Below are 17481 nucleotides of genomic sequence, written 5' to 3'. Positions count from 1 at the left end.
CCGCCAGCGGCGGGTAGCCTCGATCGCGTGTCCGACCCCCGAGGCGAGCCGAGCTTCTGCACCGACGATGCGCCGTTGTCGGCGCCGCTGGCCCATGGCGCCGACGTGGCCGCGCACTTCCACGACTACGGCCAGCTCCGCTACGCCGCGCGTGGGGCCCTGGTCACAGCGACCCAGGTGGGCACCTGGGTGGCGCCGGCCAGTCGGATCATGTGGGTGCCGCCCTTCGCGGTGCACAGCAGCAAGGCGTACGGCGAGACGGACATCCGGGTGCTGTCGCTGCCCGTGACGCTGACTGGACAACTGCCGGCCGAGCCGTCGGTCTTCGTGGCGAGCGCGTTGCTGCGCGAGGCCTATCTGGCGCTGATGAGCGAGGGCGAGCCGCTGGAGAGCCCCCGTTCGCGGCTGCTGATCGACGTCGTACTCGCCGAGCTCGCCCGCGCCGCACAGGAGCCGCTGCGCCTCCCGGAGCCGAGCGACCGGCGTCTCAAGGCGGTCACCGACCTGCTCCATGCGGACCCGGCAAGCCCGGCGACGCTGGCCGAGCTGGGCCACCGCACCGGCACCGGCGAACGCACCCTGAGCCGACTGTTCGGCAGCGAGCTGTCGATGAGCTTCCGCCACTGGCGCACCCTGCTGCGCATCCAACGGGCGCTGATCGAGCTCAGCGACGGTGCCTCGGTCACCGACACGGCGATCCGGTTGGGCTGGTCGAACCCCGGCAGCTTCATCGACGCCTTCACCGAACTGGTCGGTCAGACACCGGGGGGCTACCGCTCGTCGGCTCGGTCCTCCCGCAGCTCCCATGGGTGAGAGGGGTGACTCCCTCCTTCACCACCCAGAGCGCCCGCCAGCTGACGGCGGCCGACCCAAGCGGTTCTGATCCAACTTCCGTGACGAGGTGACGGCGAGTCGGTCCGAGTGGGACAGAGGGACACCGCGATCGGTCTGGCCTCCGCTGGGCCGGATACGGAAGAATCGGCGAGTCGCTTCAAGAAGCGTCGCCGGGGCGCCCGAGGTCCGAGTGCGGACCGAACCAGCAGGAGTAAGAGGCGGTGCAGGCGGCAGCCGCACGCGTGACGCGTGATCGGCGTCCTGAGTAGACCCCGCTGGATCCCGGCCCCGATCACCTCCGTTCGCCGACCTGGCCTGGCTGCTGCGACACGGCGCCCAGCCTGCTGCTCCGCGACGGCGACGCCGGGGGCGCGACGCCGGTGGTGGCGAACCGGCCGCCCTGCCCGGCTCCTTGCTCGGCCTCGACCAGGAACGGCTCCCGGGGGAGATCGTGCGGATGATCGGGACGGGGGAGTCGGTTCGCCTGGACCGGCTCGACCGGTTCCTGCTCTTCCCCGAGTGGTCCGGGTGACCGGGGCCGGTCACCCGGACCAGCAGGCCCGCCCGCGCGTGGAGCGCTGCGGCGCCGCGCCCGCCCGCTTCGGGGGCCGGATGCGACCCGGCAGCCGGGCGGCGGAGGGTGAGGGAACCGCCTGTCGTCCCTCAGGTAGGAGGTACGGGCCGGCCCGTGTCGCTCGTCCCACCGAGCCGAACGGGTGTATGCGTACGGCTGGTCGGACCGGAGGGGTTGTCGCGACCAACCCCGGACCAGCACGGTGAAGGCGGGCCACCAGTGGGGGAAGCGCAACCCGAGCAAGGAGTTCCTTCCCATGTCACGCAGGACGATCCTCGTCGTCGTCTCCGCCACCGTTCTGACCGCTGCTGCGGCTGCGGCTCCGTTCTGCTTCGCCGGCACCTCGGTCACGCTGCCGTTGGGCAGCGGCGGGGCGGAGTGCGAGCTCGCCTGGAAGAAGGACGGCGTCACCTTCAGGGCCCTCACGCCCGGGAGCAGTCCGACGGCGTTTCGACTGGTCGACGCGACCGGCACCGCCACCATCGACCTGGCTTCGGTCGGGAACCCCGTCGCGTTGGCGAACTCGGTCTACATCCGCGCGACGACGAAGGGCGGGTTCGCCCTCACCGACGCCGCCGGTCACTACGTCCAGATCTCGAACAGCGACGGCAGTCTCACCGGCGACACCACCTTCGTCGTCCAGACGACCGTGGATCCTGCCGGCACCCGCATGCCGGTCCTGAACGTCGCCGCCCGACCGACGATCACCCCCGACGTACGCTCCGTCGTCCCACCGCGGGTGAACCTGGCCCTCTCCGACGCGCGCCTCTCGGTCCAACCCGAGTTCGCCGACGCCGTCAACGAGGCTTTCGGAGCCGGCTCCGTCGCACCCGGGGACCTTCTCGCCACGTGCGGTGGCACCGTCACCGCCTGAACGTCGCCTCCCGGGCGGGGTCGGTAGGTGTGGGGACCGCCGGCCGGGTCCGTGAGCTCCGGGCGGCGGCGAGGAAGGCGGCGTGGGCGACGACGCGGTCGATGCGTTGGGGGCAGTAGGTCTCCTTCCCCGTCCACAGGTGGCAGTCGCAGACCCCGCCGGATTCCTGCCAGCGGGCGAGCCAGTGGGCGGCACGGGCGAGGGCGGGGGCGGTGCCGGGGGTGCGGTGGGTCAGGAGGGCGAGGACGGCGTACCCGGTCTCGCCGGCGGTGGCGCGATGGTGGGCGCCCCACCCGCCGTCGGGTCGTTGGGCGCCCAGGAGGGCTTCGGCGCCACGCCGGGCCGCGGTGCCGGCAGGTAGGGCGAACATGACCTGGGCGGTGGTGTAGATCCAGGAGGTGTGCCACTTGTCGCCGCTCCAGCGGCCGTCCGCGTCCTGGCGCTCGCGCAGGAAGCGGTGGGCGGGGCCGGTGGGCCCGGCCGGGTCGGCGTGCGTCCGGGCGTGGAGGGCGTGGGCGGTGGTGGTCAGCGAGGGCTGGAGTTCGCCCGGGTAGGTGCGGTAGTGGTCGTCGTGGCGGAAGCGTTCGACCACGGCGGGGTCGCTGGGGCGGCCCGCGAGGGCGAGCGTGAGGCTCGCGGTGGCGGTGATGTCCCCGTCCGGCATGAAGTGCTCGCTCATGCCCAGGCCTGCGGGGGTGTACGCCGCCTGGAGGACGTCGAGCTGGCGGGCGCACGAGGTCGCGAGGTGCGGGTGGTCGAGCAGGCCGGCCAGGGCCAGGGCGTGCAGGGCCCAGGTCCGTTCGAAGACGTCGATGGGCCAGACCGTGGGCAGGAGGGGCGGCCGGTTGGCGGTGGCCCGCGCGAGATAGGTGCGCAGGGTGTCGGCCGGGGCCTGGCGTCCGAGGTGGTGGGCGGCCGGGGCCTGGCGTTCGAGGTGGTGGAGGGCGGTCGCGGTGGCGGCCGGGCTGTGGCCGACGCCTCCGCTGCCGTCGAGCGGTAGCGGAGGCGTGGCGCGGCCCCAGCCCTCCCAGGAGTGGACGGCCGCGGTGCCGGCGGCGTGCGGTGCGCCCTGAGCGATCAGCTGCCGACGCCGCTTGCCCAGGACGCGCAGCGCGTCGTACGGGGCGGTGGGCAGCGTGGGATGGGCGGTGCGGGCTTCGGCGAGGAGCGGAGGCAGGAGCAGTTCCAGTCCGACCGGGATGTCCTGGGGCACCGGTCCGTTCCACACCTGCGCGGCGTGCCGGTGCAGGAAGGCGATGCCGTCTTCGGTGGCCGGCCGGTGGGCGGGGTGGGGGGTGAGGGCGAGGACGGCTGCGAGCGTGGGAAGGTCGCGGGCGTGGGGGGTCAGCGGGTCGCCCCAGCCGCCGTCGGGCTGCTGCCGGGTGGTGAGCCAGTGGAGCATCTCGCCGGTGCGGGGGCGGTGCGGCAGGAGGGCCGCGGTGCGGGCGGTGTCGTAGACGGCGGGGGTGATGGCTCCGCCGCCTGCGCCGAGTTCGTCGACGAGGGCCCGCAGCCGGTGCAGGGCGTGGTCGTGGGCGGAGCCGCGGGCGCTCACGAGCCGGTCCCTCCGTCGGGGGCGGCCTGGTGGCGGGAGGCGGCCTGGTAGCGGGGGGTGGCGAGGTGCCAGGCGACGGTGTCCGCGGCGAGGCGTTCCACGTCGGCCAGGTGGGCGGCGAGCGCCGGGTGATCCAGGCCCAGGCGCGGCAGGGCCGCCTTGAGCTGCTGGTAGGCGGCAAGTTCCTTTGCGGCGGCGCGGGCGGTGGCGTCGATGCCCTGTTGCAGGGTCAGGCCCCTCTCGGCGCGCAGGACGAGCACGGTGTTGAGGGGGTGCCTCTCCCCGCGCAGTTCCTTGGCCAGGGAGTGCACGTCGTTGGCCAGGACGTGGAAGTTGACCATCATGGCGCCCAGGGCCTCGACCACGGGGTGGCCCAGCAGGTGCGCGGGTACGGGCCGTTCGTGGATGAGCGGGTACAGCTCGTGCAGCGGGCGCACGCCCAGGACGACGGGCCGCAGGTGCCGGTACTCGGCCAGCGTGGGTGAGCGCAAGTGGCGTTGGAGGTCTGCCTCCCACAGGTGGGCGCCCAGGTAGTCGCTCAGTGCGGTGCGGAAGCGCCCGGTGTGCTCGGGCAGGCGGAAGGCGCGCAGGTGCCGGGCGAGGCGGGCGGTGAGCCGGGTGAGCGGCAGGTCGTCCGGGGTGACGGGCTCCCCGTCGAAGGCGGCCAGGACGCGGTCGTAGACGCGGGTGAGGGCGGCGGGGTCCTGGCGGGTGATCCAGTCCTCGTGCAGGCAGAACTGGGCGTAGTAGAGCATGGCCAGGCGCAGTCCGTGACGGGAGGTACCGGGGTAGAGCCGGCCAGTGAGGGGCCCGAGGCCGATGTCGGCGAGCCTGCGTCGCAGCCCGGCCGGGGCGTCGATGCCCTCCAGGAGTGCCAGGACGTCGTTCTCGGCCGTCTCGGCGTGCGGGTGCGGGTGCGGGTGGGCACCGAAGGTGGAGGGGAACGGGCAGGGGATGTCCGGGAGGACGGGGAGGTCCTCGGTCATCGGCTCGGTTCGCCGCGAGTCCCGGCTCCTCGGGGTGGTGCCGCTCACCGGGCGCTCGCCCGCAACTGCAGGCCACGCGGCATCAGGAGGGCGCGGGGCCGCGGCGACGCCCGGGTGGAGGAGGCCAGTTGCCAGTTCCGGGTGATGACGGCGAGCCCGGTCACGACGCTCTCCACGCCCTGGCGGTCGCCGATGCACTTGCGGGCCCCGGCCCCGAAGGGCACGAAGGCGGTGCGGTCGGGCGGGCCGTCGCGCCAGCGCTCCGGGTCGAAGAGCTCGGGCCGGGGGTGGAGCTCGGGACGGCGGTGCAGGAGGTAGGGGCTGAGGGCGACGGCGGTGCCCGCGGGCAGCCGGGCGCCGCCGAGGTCCGTGCTCTGCGCCACCGAGCGGGTCAGGAGCCAGGCCGGCGGGTAGAGCCGCAGAGCCTCGGTCACCACGGCCCGGGTCAGGACGAGGCGGGGCAGGTGTTCCGGTGCGCAGGCGGCGTCGCCCACGACGGCATCGCACTCTGCACGCACGCCCTCGGCGACGGCCGGATGCTCGGCCAGAAGGTGCAGCGACCAGGCCAGGGTGACGGCATTGGCTTCCACGCCCGCGTGCAGGAAGATCTGGACCTGGTCGACGATCTCCGTCTCGGACAAGGCCTGCGCGCCGTGGCCGCCGGCCTCGGAGCCGGCGACGCCCAGGAGAGCGGAGAGCAGGTCCCCGTGGTCGCGCCGCTCCGCACGGCGGGCGCGGATGATCGCGGCGACCTCGCGGCGAAGCCCGGCCGCGGCGTCCCGGTAGCGCCGGTTGGCAGGCAGCGGTAGCCGGTTGAGGAGAGCGGGGCTGAAGGCGCGTCGGAAGATCCCGTCATCGAGGACGGCGAGCATTCGGCGGATCCGCTCGCCGGTGGTATCGGGCAGCGAGGTGCTGAACAGGCTCCCCAGGATGCCGCGGGTCGCGAACGCCACGGACTGGGCGATGACGTCGAGAACCTGTCCGTCGCGCCAGGACCCGGTCGTCTCCTGCGCGGCACCGATCGCTGCGGCGACGACGTTGGGCAGCCGGTCGGAGTGGAAGGACGGCTGGCACAGACGCCGCTGGCGCCGGTGGTCGCGGTGCGCGCACGTGACGAGCCCGTTGCCGACGACCTCGCGGACCCGCTCGTACAGCGGACCGCCCTTGTCGAAGGTCCGGTCGTCCAGGAAGACCTGGCGGACCAGCTGAGGGTCGCAGACCAGGACCAGGGTGCTCGGCCCCAACCGCAGCCGCAGCAACGGCCGGTCACCGGGCAGTCCGTCCAGGAAGGCCAGCGGATCCCGCACCATGGCCGGGGTGTGCCCCAGCACCGGCCGGGCCCCCGGCGCCAACCGGATCGAAGCGAGCTCGGAGCGGACGCCGAACGCCATCACAGACCTTCCACCGAGGTGCGCGGGCGGCAAGCCTCCCGCGCACCCGCCCCCGACACGGGTGACGCCACTCCGTGCGTCACCCGTGCGAGTGAGGGTGCCGGCGGGCTCGTCGCCGGTGGCCACCGACCTCCCCGGGCGTGCCGGGCCCCACGCCGGCAACCGGTCGGCAACCGGTCGGCAACCGGCCGGCAGCCGGCCTGCGTCACACCCTGGTTGACCGGCGGTCAGGGACGGCTCCGGTCCGCTGCACGGCAAGGGCGGGGGAACCAGTGCGGGACGGCCGCCCTGCCCCTCACCAGGGCACTGAGCCGGCGTCCTCGAAGAACTGACCGGTCGGGCCGCCGTCGGGCAGTGTTGCGAGCTTGACGGCAATCGCCGCGCCCTGTTCGGGGGTGCGCACCCCGCGGAAGCCGTTGAGGTCGGTCGCGACGTAGCCGGGGCAGCCGACGTTGATCAGGATGTTCGTACCGCTCAGCTCCCGGACGTACTGGAGTGTGACGGCGTTCAGGAACGTCTTCGACGGCGAGTACGCCGCGGCCACCGGGCCGATCGCCTGCTCGCCGTCGGCTCCGGACTGCCGGGCGAGGGAGCCGACGCTGCTGGACATGTTCACGATCCGCGGTGAGGCGGAGCGGTGCAGCAGCGGCAGCATCGCGTTGGTGACGCGGATGACGCCGATCACGTTGGTCTCCACGACCGTTCGGATCGTGGCGGGATCGACCCGGGTGGGTTCCTGCGGCATGCCGCCGGTGATGGCGGCGTTGTTGACGAGCACGTCGAGGTGCCCGGCACGGTCCTCGATCAGCCGTGCGGCAGCGGTCACGCTCGCGTCGTCGGTCACGTCCAGGGGGATACCGAACGCGTCGACGCCGGCCGCGCGCAGTCGGTCCACCGCGGCCTGGCGGCGCTGGGTGTCGCGGGCGCCGACTCCGACGCTCCAGCCGAGGGCGCCCAGACCTGTGGCGATCTCGTAGCCGATTCCCTTGTTCGCGCCGGTCACCAGCGCGATCGTTCGTTCGCTCATGGGAACCATGCTGCTCCCGACCCGGGGCCGTGGTCCAAGACCGATCAGGTGGACACCGATACCGTCCGGGTATTGATCCGGGGTAGCGTGACCGCATGGAGACGCGGGAACTGCAGTACTTCGTCGCTGTCGCCGAGGAGCTGCACTTCGGGCGTGCCGCCCAGCGCCTCGGCATCGCACAGCCACCCCTGTCACGGGCGATCCAGCAGCTCGAACGGCGGCTCGGGGTACTGCTTCTGGACCGGACCAGCCGAACCGTCGCGCTGACCGAGGCCGGCGCGGTGCTGCTGGTCGAGGGCCGGGCGGCCCTGGGAGCGGTCGAGGCCGCCGAACGCCGGACCCGTCGCGCGGCCCTTTCCGCGACCGACGGCCCCGGCCTGATCCTGGTCACGAAGGCCAGCGCGTCCCGTGAACTGCTGGCGAACCTGCTCGACGCGTACGCCGCCGAACCCGGCGCGGTGCCCGTGGAGGTCATCCTGTGCGGACCGGCCGAGCAGGGGCGGCTCCTGCGCCAGGGTCAGGCCGATGTGGCGCTGCTGCACCGGCCGTTCGACTCGACGGCCGGGCTCCACATCGAGGAACTCGGCACGGAGGGCCAGGTGGTGGTCCTGCCGGCCGGGCACCCGCTCACCGCCCGGGCCCATGTGCACATGGCCGACATCACCGGGCTCCCGGGTCTGCCCCTGCCCCGTTGGCCCGACCCCGACGGCACCTACCCGCCCGGGCCCGGCCCCCAGGTCCGCGACCACGCGCAGTTGTTGCAGCTCGTCGCGCTCGGCCGGGCCTGCTCGGTCGCACCGGAGTCGTGCCGGTCCCAACTGCACGACGATCTCGCTGCCGTGCCCGTACTGGACGCGCCGAAGGTCACCACCGTGATCGCCTGGCCGCCGCACAGCCGGTCCAGGGCCGTTGCCGACCTCGTCCGGACCGCGACACGCCTCCAGTAGCTCCACCGTCCGGTCGCTGATCACCTGAAGACGATGCCGTCGGCCCGACGGCCACCCCGCTCGCCGGGAGCCGAGGGGTCCCGGCGACATCCGGCTGTTCGCCCCTCGGCCAGGCATCGGTCCCTAGGGACGGGCGCCGCTCCATGGGTCCCCCGGGACCCAGTTGCCGTGGAGGCCGAGGGGGACCCGCACGGGAAGGTGGACGCGGGCGACCGGCTCGCCCGTGAAGTCCCGGGCGGACAGGATCACCAGATCCGCCGCGCCGCGCTCGGGGTCGTGCACATAAGCCATCACATATCCGTCGTCCTCGGCGACGGGCGACTCCGTGGGGACGAACACGCCCTCGCCCACGGCCCCGAACCGGCCGAACTCGTGTGCCTCGGTCGTACCGCGTACCAGGTCGTGCTTGAGCAGCGCACTGCTGAACCCCTCGTTCGGCCGCGGGTCGCCCGGACCGGTGGGCGGTGCGTAGAGCTCGACCGCGGCCGAGTACCCGTATCGGTGAGGGCGTCCGACGCAAAGGGAGTTGACCCGGGGAAACTCCTGAATGCGGTCGTCCAGCCGGTCTTCGCGGACCTTTCCGGTGACCAGGTCGACCCGCCAGCGGTCCAGAGTGGGACGGCTGGTGCCGAAGTCCCTGATGTCGAAGCCCTCGGGGTGTCGGACGATGTCGATGACCACGTCCGTGCCGTCGTCGTAGGCGTTGAGCGTGTGGCCCACCAGGCTGGGGGCGACCTCGAACCAGCGCACCTCGCCGCCCGTGCGTGGCATCACTCCCACCCGCGCCTGGTGGGATTCGTCCCAGACGAAGGGGACTCCGGTCGGCAGCTGAGCGGCACTGAACACCACCGGTGCGTCGAAGAGGACCACATGGTGTTCCGTCAGCGCGAAGTCGTGCATGTAGGGATTTCCGGGCGTATGGATCAGCGTGGTCCGCACCACCGTGCCGGATTCGTTCATCACGATGTGCTGGACGTGCGGCGAGCCGTACAGGAAGGCGAGCGAGTGCAGCTCCCGGGTGTGCGGGTCGAAGACGGAATGGGCATTGGAGCTGTAGCCCTCAGGAGTCGCTCCGAGATCGCAGGGGCCCACCGTGTCGAGGTCGTAGCTGAGTTCGTACGGGCGTATCCCGCCCTCCAACAGGGCGAACGTGCGGCCCGCGAGTCCCGCGACCTGGACGTTCGGTGCCATGTCCAGTCGCTCGTCGACGGGAGTCCCGCGCCGTGGTTCCCCCAGCCGGTCGGCGACGGCCGATGAGCGCACCCAGCGGTTGCGGTACCACTCGGCACGGCCGTCGCGGATGCGGACGCCGTGCACCATGCCGGCACCGAGCGTCCAGATGTGGGCGGCGGGGTCCTCGATGCCGAGCGGGTTGGGGCCGTTCCGCAGATAGCGGCCGTTGAGGTGGGCCGGGATCCGGCCGGTGACCGGCAGGTCTAACGCAGTGACCTCCTCGGTGACCGGCGCGAAACTCCCCGACAGATAGCGGTTGATCGTCATGACGTCCGTCCTTGTCCCTGCTCGTCGGCGAGGAACGCCTGTCCCACCGCCGCCATCAGTGTGGTGAAGCGGCGAGCTGCGGCCTCCGGCGGGAAGTGGCCGGCGATCTCCAGGCTCACCGCCCCATGTGCCGCCGCCCAGAGGAGCTTCGAGATCTCGTGCGCGTCTCCCGGCCCGAACACGCCGGAATCGATGCATGCCTGAACGGCCGCCACGGAGGCGTCGAAGGCGCCCTCGGCTGCGCCCAGGGCTTCGGCACTCGGCCGGAAGCCGGGCATCGTCTGCTCGAACATCACCCGGTAGTAGGCCGGTTCGGCCAGTGCGTGTGCACGGTAGGCGGCCGCGAGATCGTTGAGGTGGGTCAACGGGTCCTCCGCCCGGGGGACTTGCTGCTGCACGCGCCGCAGGCGGGCGAACCCCTCCCGGTACAGCGCGTCGACCAGCCCTTCCTTGCCGCCGAACATGGTGTACAGGACCTTGGTCGAGGCGCCGATCCCGGTCGCGATCCGCCGCATCGTCAGCGCGGCGGGCCCCTCCGTGACCAGCAGGTCGATGGCGTGGTCGAGGATCACGGTGCGTACGGCTGCTTGGCCGGCGCGTTGAGCGTCCTGGTAAGACGTGTTCACGGTAACACTGTATCCCATGGGTAACGTCGTTACCCGGGGCCCGGGCGACTCGCCCCGTCGCACGCACCAGGTGAGGAAGGCGGCCACCAGGATGAGCAACACCGCGGTCGGGACGGCCACCTGACCGTGGGTACGGTGCGCGAGGTCCGCCGGTTCGCGGGTGCGGGCCTCCTTCCGGATGCCGTGCCGGTCCGGGGGCCGGCCGGGTGGTGTGGATCTCGGTCGGGCCCGGTGTGGATCTTGGTTCGGGGTGGTCCCGACCGACACCTACCGATTGGTACGTGTCACGATTCCGGGCACACCGCACGCAGCCGGCAGCGACGGGCCGGAGCGGCCGTGCCGTTTCCGGTGCACGCGCGAGTCGGCCTGCCCTCACCGGGAGGAACGCTGATGACCGACGAGGACCTGCCGACGCACCTGTGTCGTCTGGGACTGACGCGCCGTGAAGCGGAGGCCTACACGGCGCTGCTCGCCGTCCGGTCCGGCGACGGCGAGCAGCCGGCCCGGAACCCGGGGCGTGACCGGGAAGCCCCCGGGGACGGTGGCCCGGACGGGGACCCGGCACTCGACGAGAACCTCGCACAGCTGCGCAGACTGGGCCTGGTCACCGTCTCGGAGACCGGGGGGCGTCGGCACGTGCCCGTGGAGCCCACCGTCGCGCTGGAGTTCCTGGCGCACAGCCGCGCCGCGGAGCTCCGCGAGGCCCAGCAGGCAGCCGTCAACGCCTATGGCGGGTACCGGCGTTCGGTCAGTCCCCAGCCGACCGAGAACCTGGTCGAGGTCGTCACCGGCGACTCCATCGTGGAGCGCATCGAGACCATCGAAGCGGCCGCCGAGAGCGAGGTCCTGCGCTTCGACTCGCCGCCGTACCACACGAACCGGGCGGCCAACCCGATCCAGATCGAGAACCTCCGGCAGGGCGTGGCGTACCGGGTCGTGTACTCCAGGTCCGCCGTCCAGGACGCCGCCTACTACGCCGTCAACATCAAGCCGTGCATCGCCGCCGGGGAACAGGCCCGGATCCTGCCCACCGTCCCGGTGAAGCTCACCATCTTCGACGGCAGACTGGCCATCGTGTCGATGTCGTTCGTCGAGGCGGAGGTCAACGACTCCCTGCTGCTGGTCCGCCCGTCGAGCCTGTTGTCCGCGCTCACGGGGCTGTTCGAGGCGTCCTGGCGGACGGCGTTGCCGATGCACCTGAGCGGCCGCGTGCCGTCGGCACTCGCCCCGATCCACCGGCGCATCATCGAGCTGCTCGCCACCGGGGTCACCGACGACACCATCGCCGAACTGCTGGGTGTCAGCCGCCGCACCCTCTCGCGCCACCTCGAACAGCTCAACTCCCGCGCCGGATCGGTCACCCGCTTCCAGATGGCGCTGCACGCGGCGCGCAACGGCTGGATCTGACCAGGTCGCGAGCGGTTCCGGTGGGTGGGCGCCCGCACTCGCCGCGCGACCGGCCGTATCCGACCTTTGTGGCCACAACGCGCCAATGGCGGCAAGTGGCGCCTGGCGGAGTATTTCTGACGGTATTTCTATTCCCCACGGCCCCCCACCGGCCGGAGCGCGAATCCTCCGCACGGTGCGGTGGGCGGGCCCGTTCCCCGGGATTCGATCGTGCCCCCCACGACCGGGCCGGGGTGAGCAGCCCCCGCTCAGCACCACCACCTCCCTGACCCCACAGCAGGAGAACGTCCATGCCCAAGAAGTTCGCCCCCGGCGCCGACACCGTGGTCTGCGTCGCCGCGCTCGTCCCCGCCGGTGCCCAGGCCTCCACCGCCTCGCTGCCCGGCGAGAAGCGGTCGGAGTCCGACGTGAGCTCCGTGACGACGAGGGCGTGACGGGCCGGGCTTCCGCAGGCCAGTCGCAGAGGCCCCGGGCCCTCGCCCCCCACCTCCGGACAACGCCCCGGGTCCGCGCGACCCGACGCGCCGCAGCGTCACCCGGGCCGCCCGCCGTCCCACCCGTCGTCCCCACTCGCCGTCCCACCCGCGTGCCGCAGGCCGGATGAGCCCGACCGTCATGGATCCGCTCGAACGGCGACAGCCTCCGCGTCGTCGGCCGGCACGCGTCCCCGTCCACGTTCCCGAACCGGCGAACCCTCGCCGCACTCCCCCAAGAGGTTGCCTTGTCCCTGTACCGCACCCGTCGCACCCGCCGTCACGCCCGCGGGACGAAGCCGACGACCGTGATCGTCGCCGCCACCGTCGTCGCCGCCGCAGCGGCCGCCGTGGTGATCAGCCCGGCGAACGCCGCCCCGCACGCCACCGACGAGGCGCGGACGGCTGCAGAACCCATAGCCGGCCGCTACCTGGTGGTGTTCAAGGACGGCGCGGTGGCGTCCTCGGACGTCGCCCAGGGAGCCGCCGCAGCAGCCGGCCGGACGGCCACCGCCCAAGGGGTGCAGGCCGCGCAGACGTCGGCCGCCTCCGTCGCCGGCCGGCTGGCGAACGCCCACGGCGGCTCCGTCCGCACCGTCTTCGACACGGCGCTGCAGGGCTACGTCGCCGAGATGACACCGGCCCAGGCGAAGTCGGTGGCGTCGGACCCGGCGGTCGAGTCCGTGGAGCAGGACAGCGTCCGGCACTCGGGGTCGGCTCCGGAGGCCACCCGGGCTTCCTCGGTGGCCAGTTGGGGTCTGGACCGGATCGACCAGCGCAATCTGCCGCTGGACAACAGCTACACCGCGCCGAACACCGCCTCCAACGTCACCGTCTACCTGGTCGACAGCGGACTGCGCACCACGCACAGCCAGTTCGGCGGGCGGGCCGTCATCGGGGTGGACCTGGTCGGCGACGGCCGCAACGGCGCCGACTGCATCGGGCACGGCACCCACGTCGCGGGCACCATCGGCGGCAGGGACTACGGCGTGGCCAAGGGCGTGAAGCTGGTCTCCGTCCGCGTCACCCCCTGCAACGACTCCATCCCGACCTCGGCCATCGTGTCCGCCGCCGACTGGATCACCAAGCACGCCGTCAAGCCGGCCGTGGTCAACATGAGCATCAACGGCGGCGTCAGCGCCGCCGAGGACAAGGCGATCCGCAACTCCATCGCCTCCGGGGTCACCTGGGTGGTCTCCTCCGGCAACGGCAACGCCGACGCGTGCAGGAACTCGCCCGGTGACATCGGCGAGGCCATCGTGGTGAACAACTCCACGTCCGACGACCAGCGCCGCTCGGACTCCGACTGGGGTACGTGCACCGACCTGTTCGCCCCCGGCACCGGCATCACCTCCGCCTGGAACACCGGCGACAACGACAGCCACAAGCTGACGGGCACCTCGATGGCGGCACCGCACGTCACCGGTGCCGCGGCCCTCTACCTGTCGGCCCACCCCACGGCCACCCCCGCCCAGGTCCAGGACGCGCTGATCAAGGCCGCCACCCCCGGCAAGATCGGCAACGCCGGGACCGGCACCCCCAACCGGCTCCTCTACGTCGGCGGGCCGGCAAACGCCGCCAAGTAGCCGGAGCCTCGCCGATGACCACGGCTCGGGGCCCCTGAAGCAACCGCCCCCTCCGTAGCCCGGCCCGGTACCGGCAATCCGGGTGTCCCGTTCCCCGTCCGTCCCGGGCGCAGGGACACCACGCTCCGGTACCGGTCGCCGTCCCCCCTCCCCACCCCCCTCCCCAGACAGGAGACACACATGTCCGCCGTCACCCCCCGTCGTCACCGCCGTTCCCGGAAGAAGCTCCTGCTCGCCGTCGCCCTGCCGACGGCCCTGGCGGCGGGCACCGCCACCGCCACGGTGAGCATCGGTTCCGCCTCCGCGGCGGTGGCCGTGCCCAAGCCGGACCACGTCGTCGTCGTCATGATGGAGAACCACGCCTACAAGCAGATCATCGGCAGCAAGGATGCGCCGTACCTGAACTCGCTCGCGACGGGCGGCGCGGTCCTCAAGGCCTCCTACGGCATCACCCACCCCAGCCAGCCCAACTACTTCGCCGTCTTCTCCGGCAGCACCCAGGGCATCACCAGCGACGACTGCTACAAGGTCGGCTCCATGTCGGCCGCCAACCTGGCCTCCGAACTGACCGCGGCCGGGAAGACCTGGGGCAGCTACAACGAGTCGCTGCCCAGCGAGGGCTCCACCACCTGCAAGAGCGGCAACTACGCCCAGAAGCACAACCCCTGGTTCGCGTTCAAGAACGTGCCGACCAGCACCGGCCACACCTTCGGCCAGTTCCCCACGGACTTCGCCAAGCTGCCGACGGTCTCCTTCGTCACCCCCAACCTCTGCAGCGACATGCACAACTGCTCCGTCGGCACCGGCGACAGCTGGATCAAGAACAACCTCGGCGCGTACGCCTCCTGGGCCAAGACCCACAACAGCCTGCTGGTCGTCACCTACGACGAGGACGACAAGCAGAGCGGCAACCAGATCCCCACCGTGCTGTACGGACAGCCCGTCAAGGCCGGCAGCGCGCCGACCACCAAGTACAACCACTACGACATGCTCCGCACCCTGGAGGACCTCGCCGGGGTCGGCAAGCACGCCGGCAAGGCCGCCGACGCCACCGACATCGCCGGCGTCTGGAGCTGACGCGTGTACCTCGCGGACAACCGCCGCCCCGCGGCGTCCGCCGCCGCCCCGGCCCCCGGGCCGGGGCGGTCCGCGCGGATCGCCCCCACCGTCCTGGCCCTCGGCACGGTCAGCCTGATCACCGACGTCTCCTCCGAGATGGTCACCGCCGTCCTCCCGCTCTACCTCGTCACCGCCCTCGGCGTCACCCCGCTCGGCTTCGGCCTGCTGGACGGCGTCTTCAACGGCGCCTCCGCCGTCCTGCGGCTGCTCGGCGGCTTCCTCGGCGACCGCGGCGGCGGACGCCACAAGGCCGTCGCCGCCGCCGGCTACGGCCTCTCCGCGCTCTGCCGCCCCGCGCTCCTCCTCGTCCGCACGGCGCCGCTGATCGGCCTCGTCCTCGCCGTCGACCGGGTGGGCAAGGGACTGCGCACCGCGCCCCGCGACGCCATGATCTCCCTCGCCACCCCGCCCGAGCACCGCGGCCGCGCCTTCGGCGTCCACCGGGCGATGGACACCGCCGGCGCCCTGAGCGGCCCCCTCCTCGCATTCCTCCTCCTGCGCGGCGCCCCCGGCGGCTTCCACGCCGTGTTCCTCGTCAGCTCGTACGTCGCCGCCCTCGGCGTGCTGGTCCTGGTCGTCCTCGTCCCCGGCCGCAGCCTGCGCCCGGCGCCGCGGGCCGTCGTGGCACGGCTGCGCCTGCGCGAGCTGCTCCGCCTCCCGGCGCTGCGCAGGATCACCGCGGGCGCCGCCCTCCTCGGCCTCGCCACGGTCAGCGACTCCTTCGTCTACCTGCTGCTCCAGCGCCGACTCGACCTCCCCGCCTCCTGGTTCCCGCTGCTGCCGCTCGGGACCGCCGCCGTCTACCTGCTGGCCGCCGTCCCGGTCGGCGCGCTCGCCGACCGGATCGGGCGCCGGCGCCTGTTCGTCCTGGGGCACGGCGCCCTGCTGGCCGGCTACGGCCTGCTGCTCGCCCGGCCCGGCGGCGGCGCGGTCCTCGCCGCCGTCGTCCTAGCCCTGCACGGCCTCTTCTACGCCGCCACCGACGGCGTCCTGGCCGCTGCCGTGGCGAGCGCCGTACCCGCAGGACGGCGCGGCGCGGGCCTCGCCCTGGTCGGCACCGGTCAGGCGGCCGGCCGCTTCGTTTGCTCGATCGCGGTCGGCGCGCTCTGGAGCCGCTGGGGCGACACCGTCGCCCTGGCCGCGATGGCCGCGGCCCTCACCGCCGCCGTCGCGGTCGCCACCCGCCTGGTGGGCCGGGCCGCCGAGGGCGGGGCGCATCCGGCCGACTGACCACCACCCGCCCTGCGCTTGCTCCTCCGCGTCCGCCTGTTGTCCGCCCCGCGCCTTTTGCCCGCCCCATCCGCCGTCCGCCTGTTGCCCGTCGTCCGCCAGTTGCCCGTCGAAGAACCCTGTCGAAGAGGACCCGTACATGACTTTCGGCCGCCGTCTCCTCGTCCTGTGCACCGCCGCCGCCGTCCTCGCGGCGGCCGGCGTCTGGACCGTCCTGCACGCCGGTGACCAGGCCCGGGGCGCGGGCCGGACGGGCGACGGGCCGCCGGCCCGGGCGGGCGCCGTCAGCCTGGGCCCGCACGGCGACGGGGCCCGGCTGGTGTTCCGCAGCATGACCTGGGGCACCCAGCGCGACCACCTCGCCGCGGTCCCCCTCGACGATCCCCGGGGCACCCGGACGGTGGCGGCGCCCGCTTGCCTGCGCTTCCACGCCGCCGCCGGTACCGGGATCTGCCTCCAGGCCGTCCACGGCGTCCTGGCGGACACCTACCGCGCGGTCGTCCTCGACGCCGACCTGCACGAGCGCCGCCACTACGACCTCGCCGGCATCCCCACCCGGTCACGGGTGTCCCCCTCGGGCAACCTCGTCGCCTGGACGGTCTTCGTCGGCGGCGACTCCTACGCCGGCACCGACTTCTCCACCCGGACCTCGATCCTGGACACCCGCACCTGGACCCTCCAGGAGGACCTGGAGACCTACGCCGTCACCCTGGACGGCAAGCCCTACCGGGCCGCCGACACCAACATCTGGGGCGTCACCTTCGCCGACGACGAGCACTTCTACGCCACCCTCGCCACGGGCGGACGGACCCACCTGGTCGCGGGTGACGCCGTCCGGCACACCCTCACCACACTGCACGACAACGTCGAGTGCCCGTCCCTGTCGCCGGACGGCACCCGCGTCGCCTACAAGAAGCGCGTTCCCGGCCTGAGCGAGGACGCGCCCTGGCGGCTCTACGTCCTCGACCTGACGACCATGGCCGAGACCGCGACCGCCGAGGACCGCTCCCTCGACGACCAGGCCCTGTGGCTCGACGACCACACACTCGCCTACTCCCTCCCCAGCGACGACGGCAGCGACCTGTGGACCGTCCCCGCCGACGGCACCGGCACCCCGACCGTGCTCGCCCCCGCAGCCCTCGCCCCCGCCGTCGTGCGGTGACGAAACGGCCGGAGCCGCCGCCACCCGATGCGCGCCGTCCGTGCCCTGCGTGGCGGGGTGCCGGTCCCCGTCCCTACTGCCGGGTAGACATGCCGTCATCACGCGTGCGCAGACGGTAGTCTGGCGCCCCGGCGAAGCGAGGGCGGACCATCTCCGGCACCAAGGGGATTGGTACGCACCGGACTTCAGC

General features: G+C 72.9%; 15 protein-coding genes. 9 read left to right on the top strand and 6 right to left on the bottom strand.

The window, feature by feature from the left end; translation table 11 throughout:
- Positions 1 to 27 precede the first annotated feature (27 nt).
- Positions 28 to 813 (top strand): AraC family transcriptional regulator, encoded by a 786-nt coding sequence (locus tag ACIRST_RS14320; RefSeq protein WP_402802495.1) that lies wholly within the window; start codon positions 28 to 30, stop codon positions 811 to 813.
- An 851-nt stretch (positions 814 to 1664) separates the two neighbouring features.
- The gene (locus ACIRST_RS14315) at positions 1665 to 2282 is read left to right on the top strand and encodes a hypothetical protein (protein WP_402802494.1); all 618 of its coding nucleotides are present in this window, start codon (positions 1665 to 1667) and stop codon (positions 2280 to 2282) included.
- On the opposite strand, the gene ACIRST_RS14310 is transcribed toward ACIRST_RS14315, so the two are convergent.
- The 4 genes from ACIRST_RS14310 to ACIRST_RS14295 form a co-directional block, all read right to left on the bottom strand.
- A complete protein-coding gene (locus tag ACIRST_RS14310) occupies positions 2272 to 3837 on the bottom strand; it encodes a prenyltransferase/squalene oxidase repeat-containing protein (RefSeq protein WP_402802493.1) in 1566 nt (521 codons plus the stop codon). The genes ACIRST_RS14315 and ACIRST_RS14310 overlap by 11 nt on opposite strands.
- Positions 3834 to 4823 (bottom strand): terpene synthase family protein, encoded by a 990-nt coding sequence (locus ACIRST_RS14305; RefSeq protein ID WP_402802492.1) that lies wholly within the window; start codon positions 4821 to 4823, stop codon positions 3834 to 3836. The genes ACIRST_RS14310 and ACIRST_RS14305 overlap by 4 nt, the downstream gene beginning before the upstream one ends.
- A gap of 44 nt (positions 4824 to 4867) precedes the next feature.
- Positions 4868 to 6214: a cytochrome P450 gene (locus ACIRST_RS14300; RefSeq protein WP_350524529.1), complete on the bottom strand. Its 1347-nt coding sequence runs from the start codon at positions 6212 to 6214 to the stop codon at positions 4868 to 4870.
- Between the two features lie 295 nt (positions 6215 to 6509).
- Positions 6510 to 7241, bottom strand: coding sequence for an SDR family oxidoreductase (locus ACIRST_RS14295; protein ID WP_402802491.1), 732 nt, complete (start codon positions 7239 to 7241; stop codon positions 6510 to 6512).
- 95 nt (positions 7242 to 7336) lie between these two features.
- Here ACIRST_RS14295 and ACIRST_RS14290 point away from each other — a divergent pair, with 95 nt between their 5' ends.
- The gene (locus ACIRST_RS14290; RefSeq protein WP_402802490.1) at positions 7337 to 8188 is read left to right on the top strand and encodes a LysR family transcriptional regulator; all 852 of its coding nucleotides are present in this window, start codon (positions 7337 to 7339) and stop codon (positions 8186 to 8188) included.
- 123 nt (positions 8189 to 8311) lie between these two features.
- Here the strand turns inward: ACIRST_RS14290 and ACIRST_RS14285 are convergent, their stop codons facing one another.
- Together ACIRST_RS14285 and ACIRST_RS14280 are read right to left on the bottom strand one after the other, a co-directional pair.
- The gene (locus ACIRST_RS14285; protein ID WP_402802489.1) at positions 8312 to 9688 is read right to left on the bottom strand and encodes a carotenoid oxygenase family protein; all 1377 of its coding nucleotides are present in this window, start codon (positions 9686 to 9688) and stop codon (positions 8312 to 8314) included.
- On the bottom strand, positions 9685 to 10434 hold the full coding sequence (locus ACIRST_RS14280) for a TetR/AcrR family transcriptional regulator (protein WP_402802488.1): 750 nt from the start codon (positions 10432 to 10434) through the stop codon (positions 9685 to 9687). Before ACIRST_RS14280 ends, ACIRST_RS14285 begins: the two co-directional genes overlap by 4 nt.
- 270 nt (positions 10435 to 10704) lie before the next feature.
- Between ACIRST_RS14280 and ACIRST_RS14275 the strand changes: the two genes are divergently transcribed.
- The 6 genes from ACIRST_RS14275 (at position 10705) to ACIRST_RS14250 (ending at position 17291) form a co-directional block, all read left to right on the top strand.
- Entirely contained in the window at positions 10705 to 11721 is a 1017-nt protein-coding gene (locus tag ACIRST_RS14275; protein WP_402802487.1) for a helix-turn-helix domain-containing protein, read from the top strand.
- 290 nt (positions 11722 to 12011) lie between these two features.
- Positions 12012 to 12155, top strand: coding sequence for a hypothetical protein (locus ACIRST_RS14270; RefSeq protein WP_402802486.1), 144 nt, complete (start codon positions 12012 to 12014; stop codon positions 12153 to 12155).
- Positions 12156 to 12442: 287 nt separating this feature from the next.
- Positions 12443 to 13780: a S8 family peptidase gene (locus ACIRST_RS14265; RefSeq protein ID WP_402802485.1), complete on the top strand. Its 1338-nt coding sequence runs from the start codon at positions 12443 to 12445 to the stop codon at positions 13778 to 13780.
- Positions 13781 to 13960: 180 nt separating this feature from the next.
- A complete protein-coding gene (locus tag ACIRST_RS14260) occupies positions 13961 to 14857 on the top strand; it encodes an alkaline phosphatase family protein (RefSeq protein WP_402802484.1) in 897 nt (298 codons plus the stop codon).
- Between the two features lie 3 nt (positions 14858 to 14860).
- Positions 14861 to 16129 carry an MFS transporter gene (locus ACIRST_RS14255; RefSeq protein ID WP_402802483.1) on the top strand — a complete coding sequence of 423 codons (1269 nt, stop codon included), beginning with the start codon at positions 14861 to 14863 and terminating at the stop codon, positions 16127 to 16129.
- A gap of 139 nt (positions 16130 to 16268) precedes the next feature.
- The gene (locus ACIRST_RS14250; RefSeq protein WP_402802482.1) at positions 16269 to 17291 is read left to right on the top strand and encodes a TolB-like translocation protein; all 1023 of its coding nucleotides are present in this window, start codon (positions 16269 to 16271) and stop codon (positions 17289 to 17291) included.
- Positions 17292 to 17481 lie beyond the last annotated feature (190 nt).

The sequence above is a fragment of the Kitasatospora sp. NPDC101447 genome (assembly GCF_044767225.1).
GTDB lineage: Bacteria > Actinomycetota > Actinomycetes > Streptomycetales > Streptomycetaceae > Kitasatospora.
The sequence above is the reverse complement of the archived record's forward strand: the minus strand, read 5'-3'. Positions and strand labels throughout refer to the sequence as shown.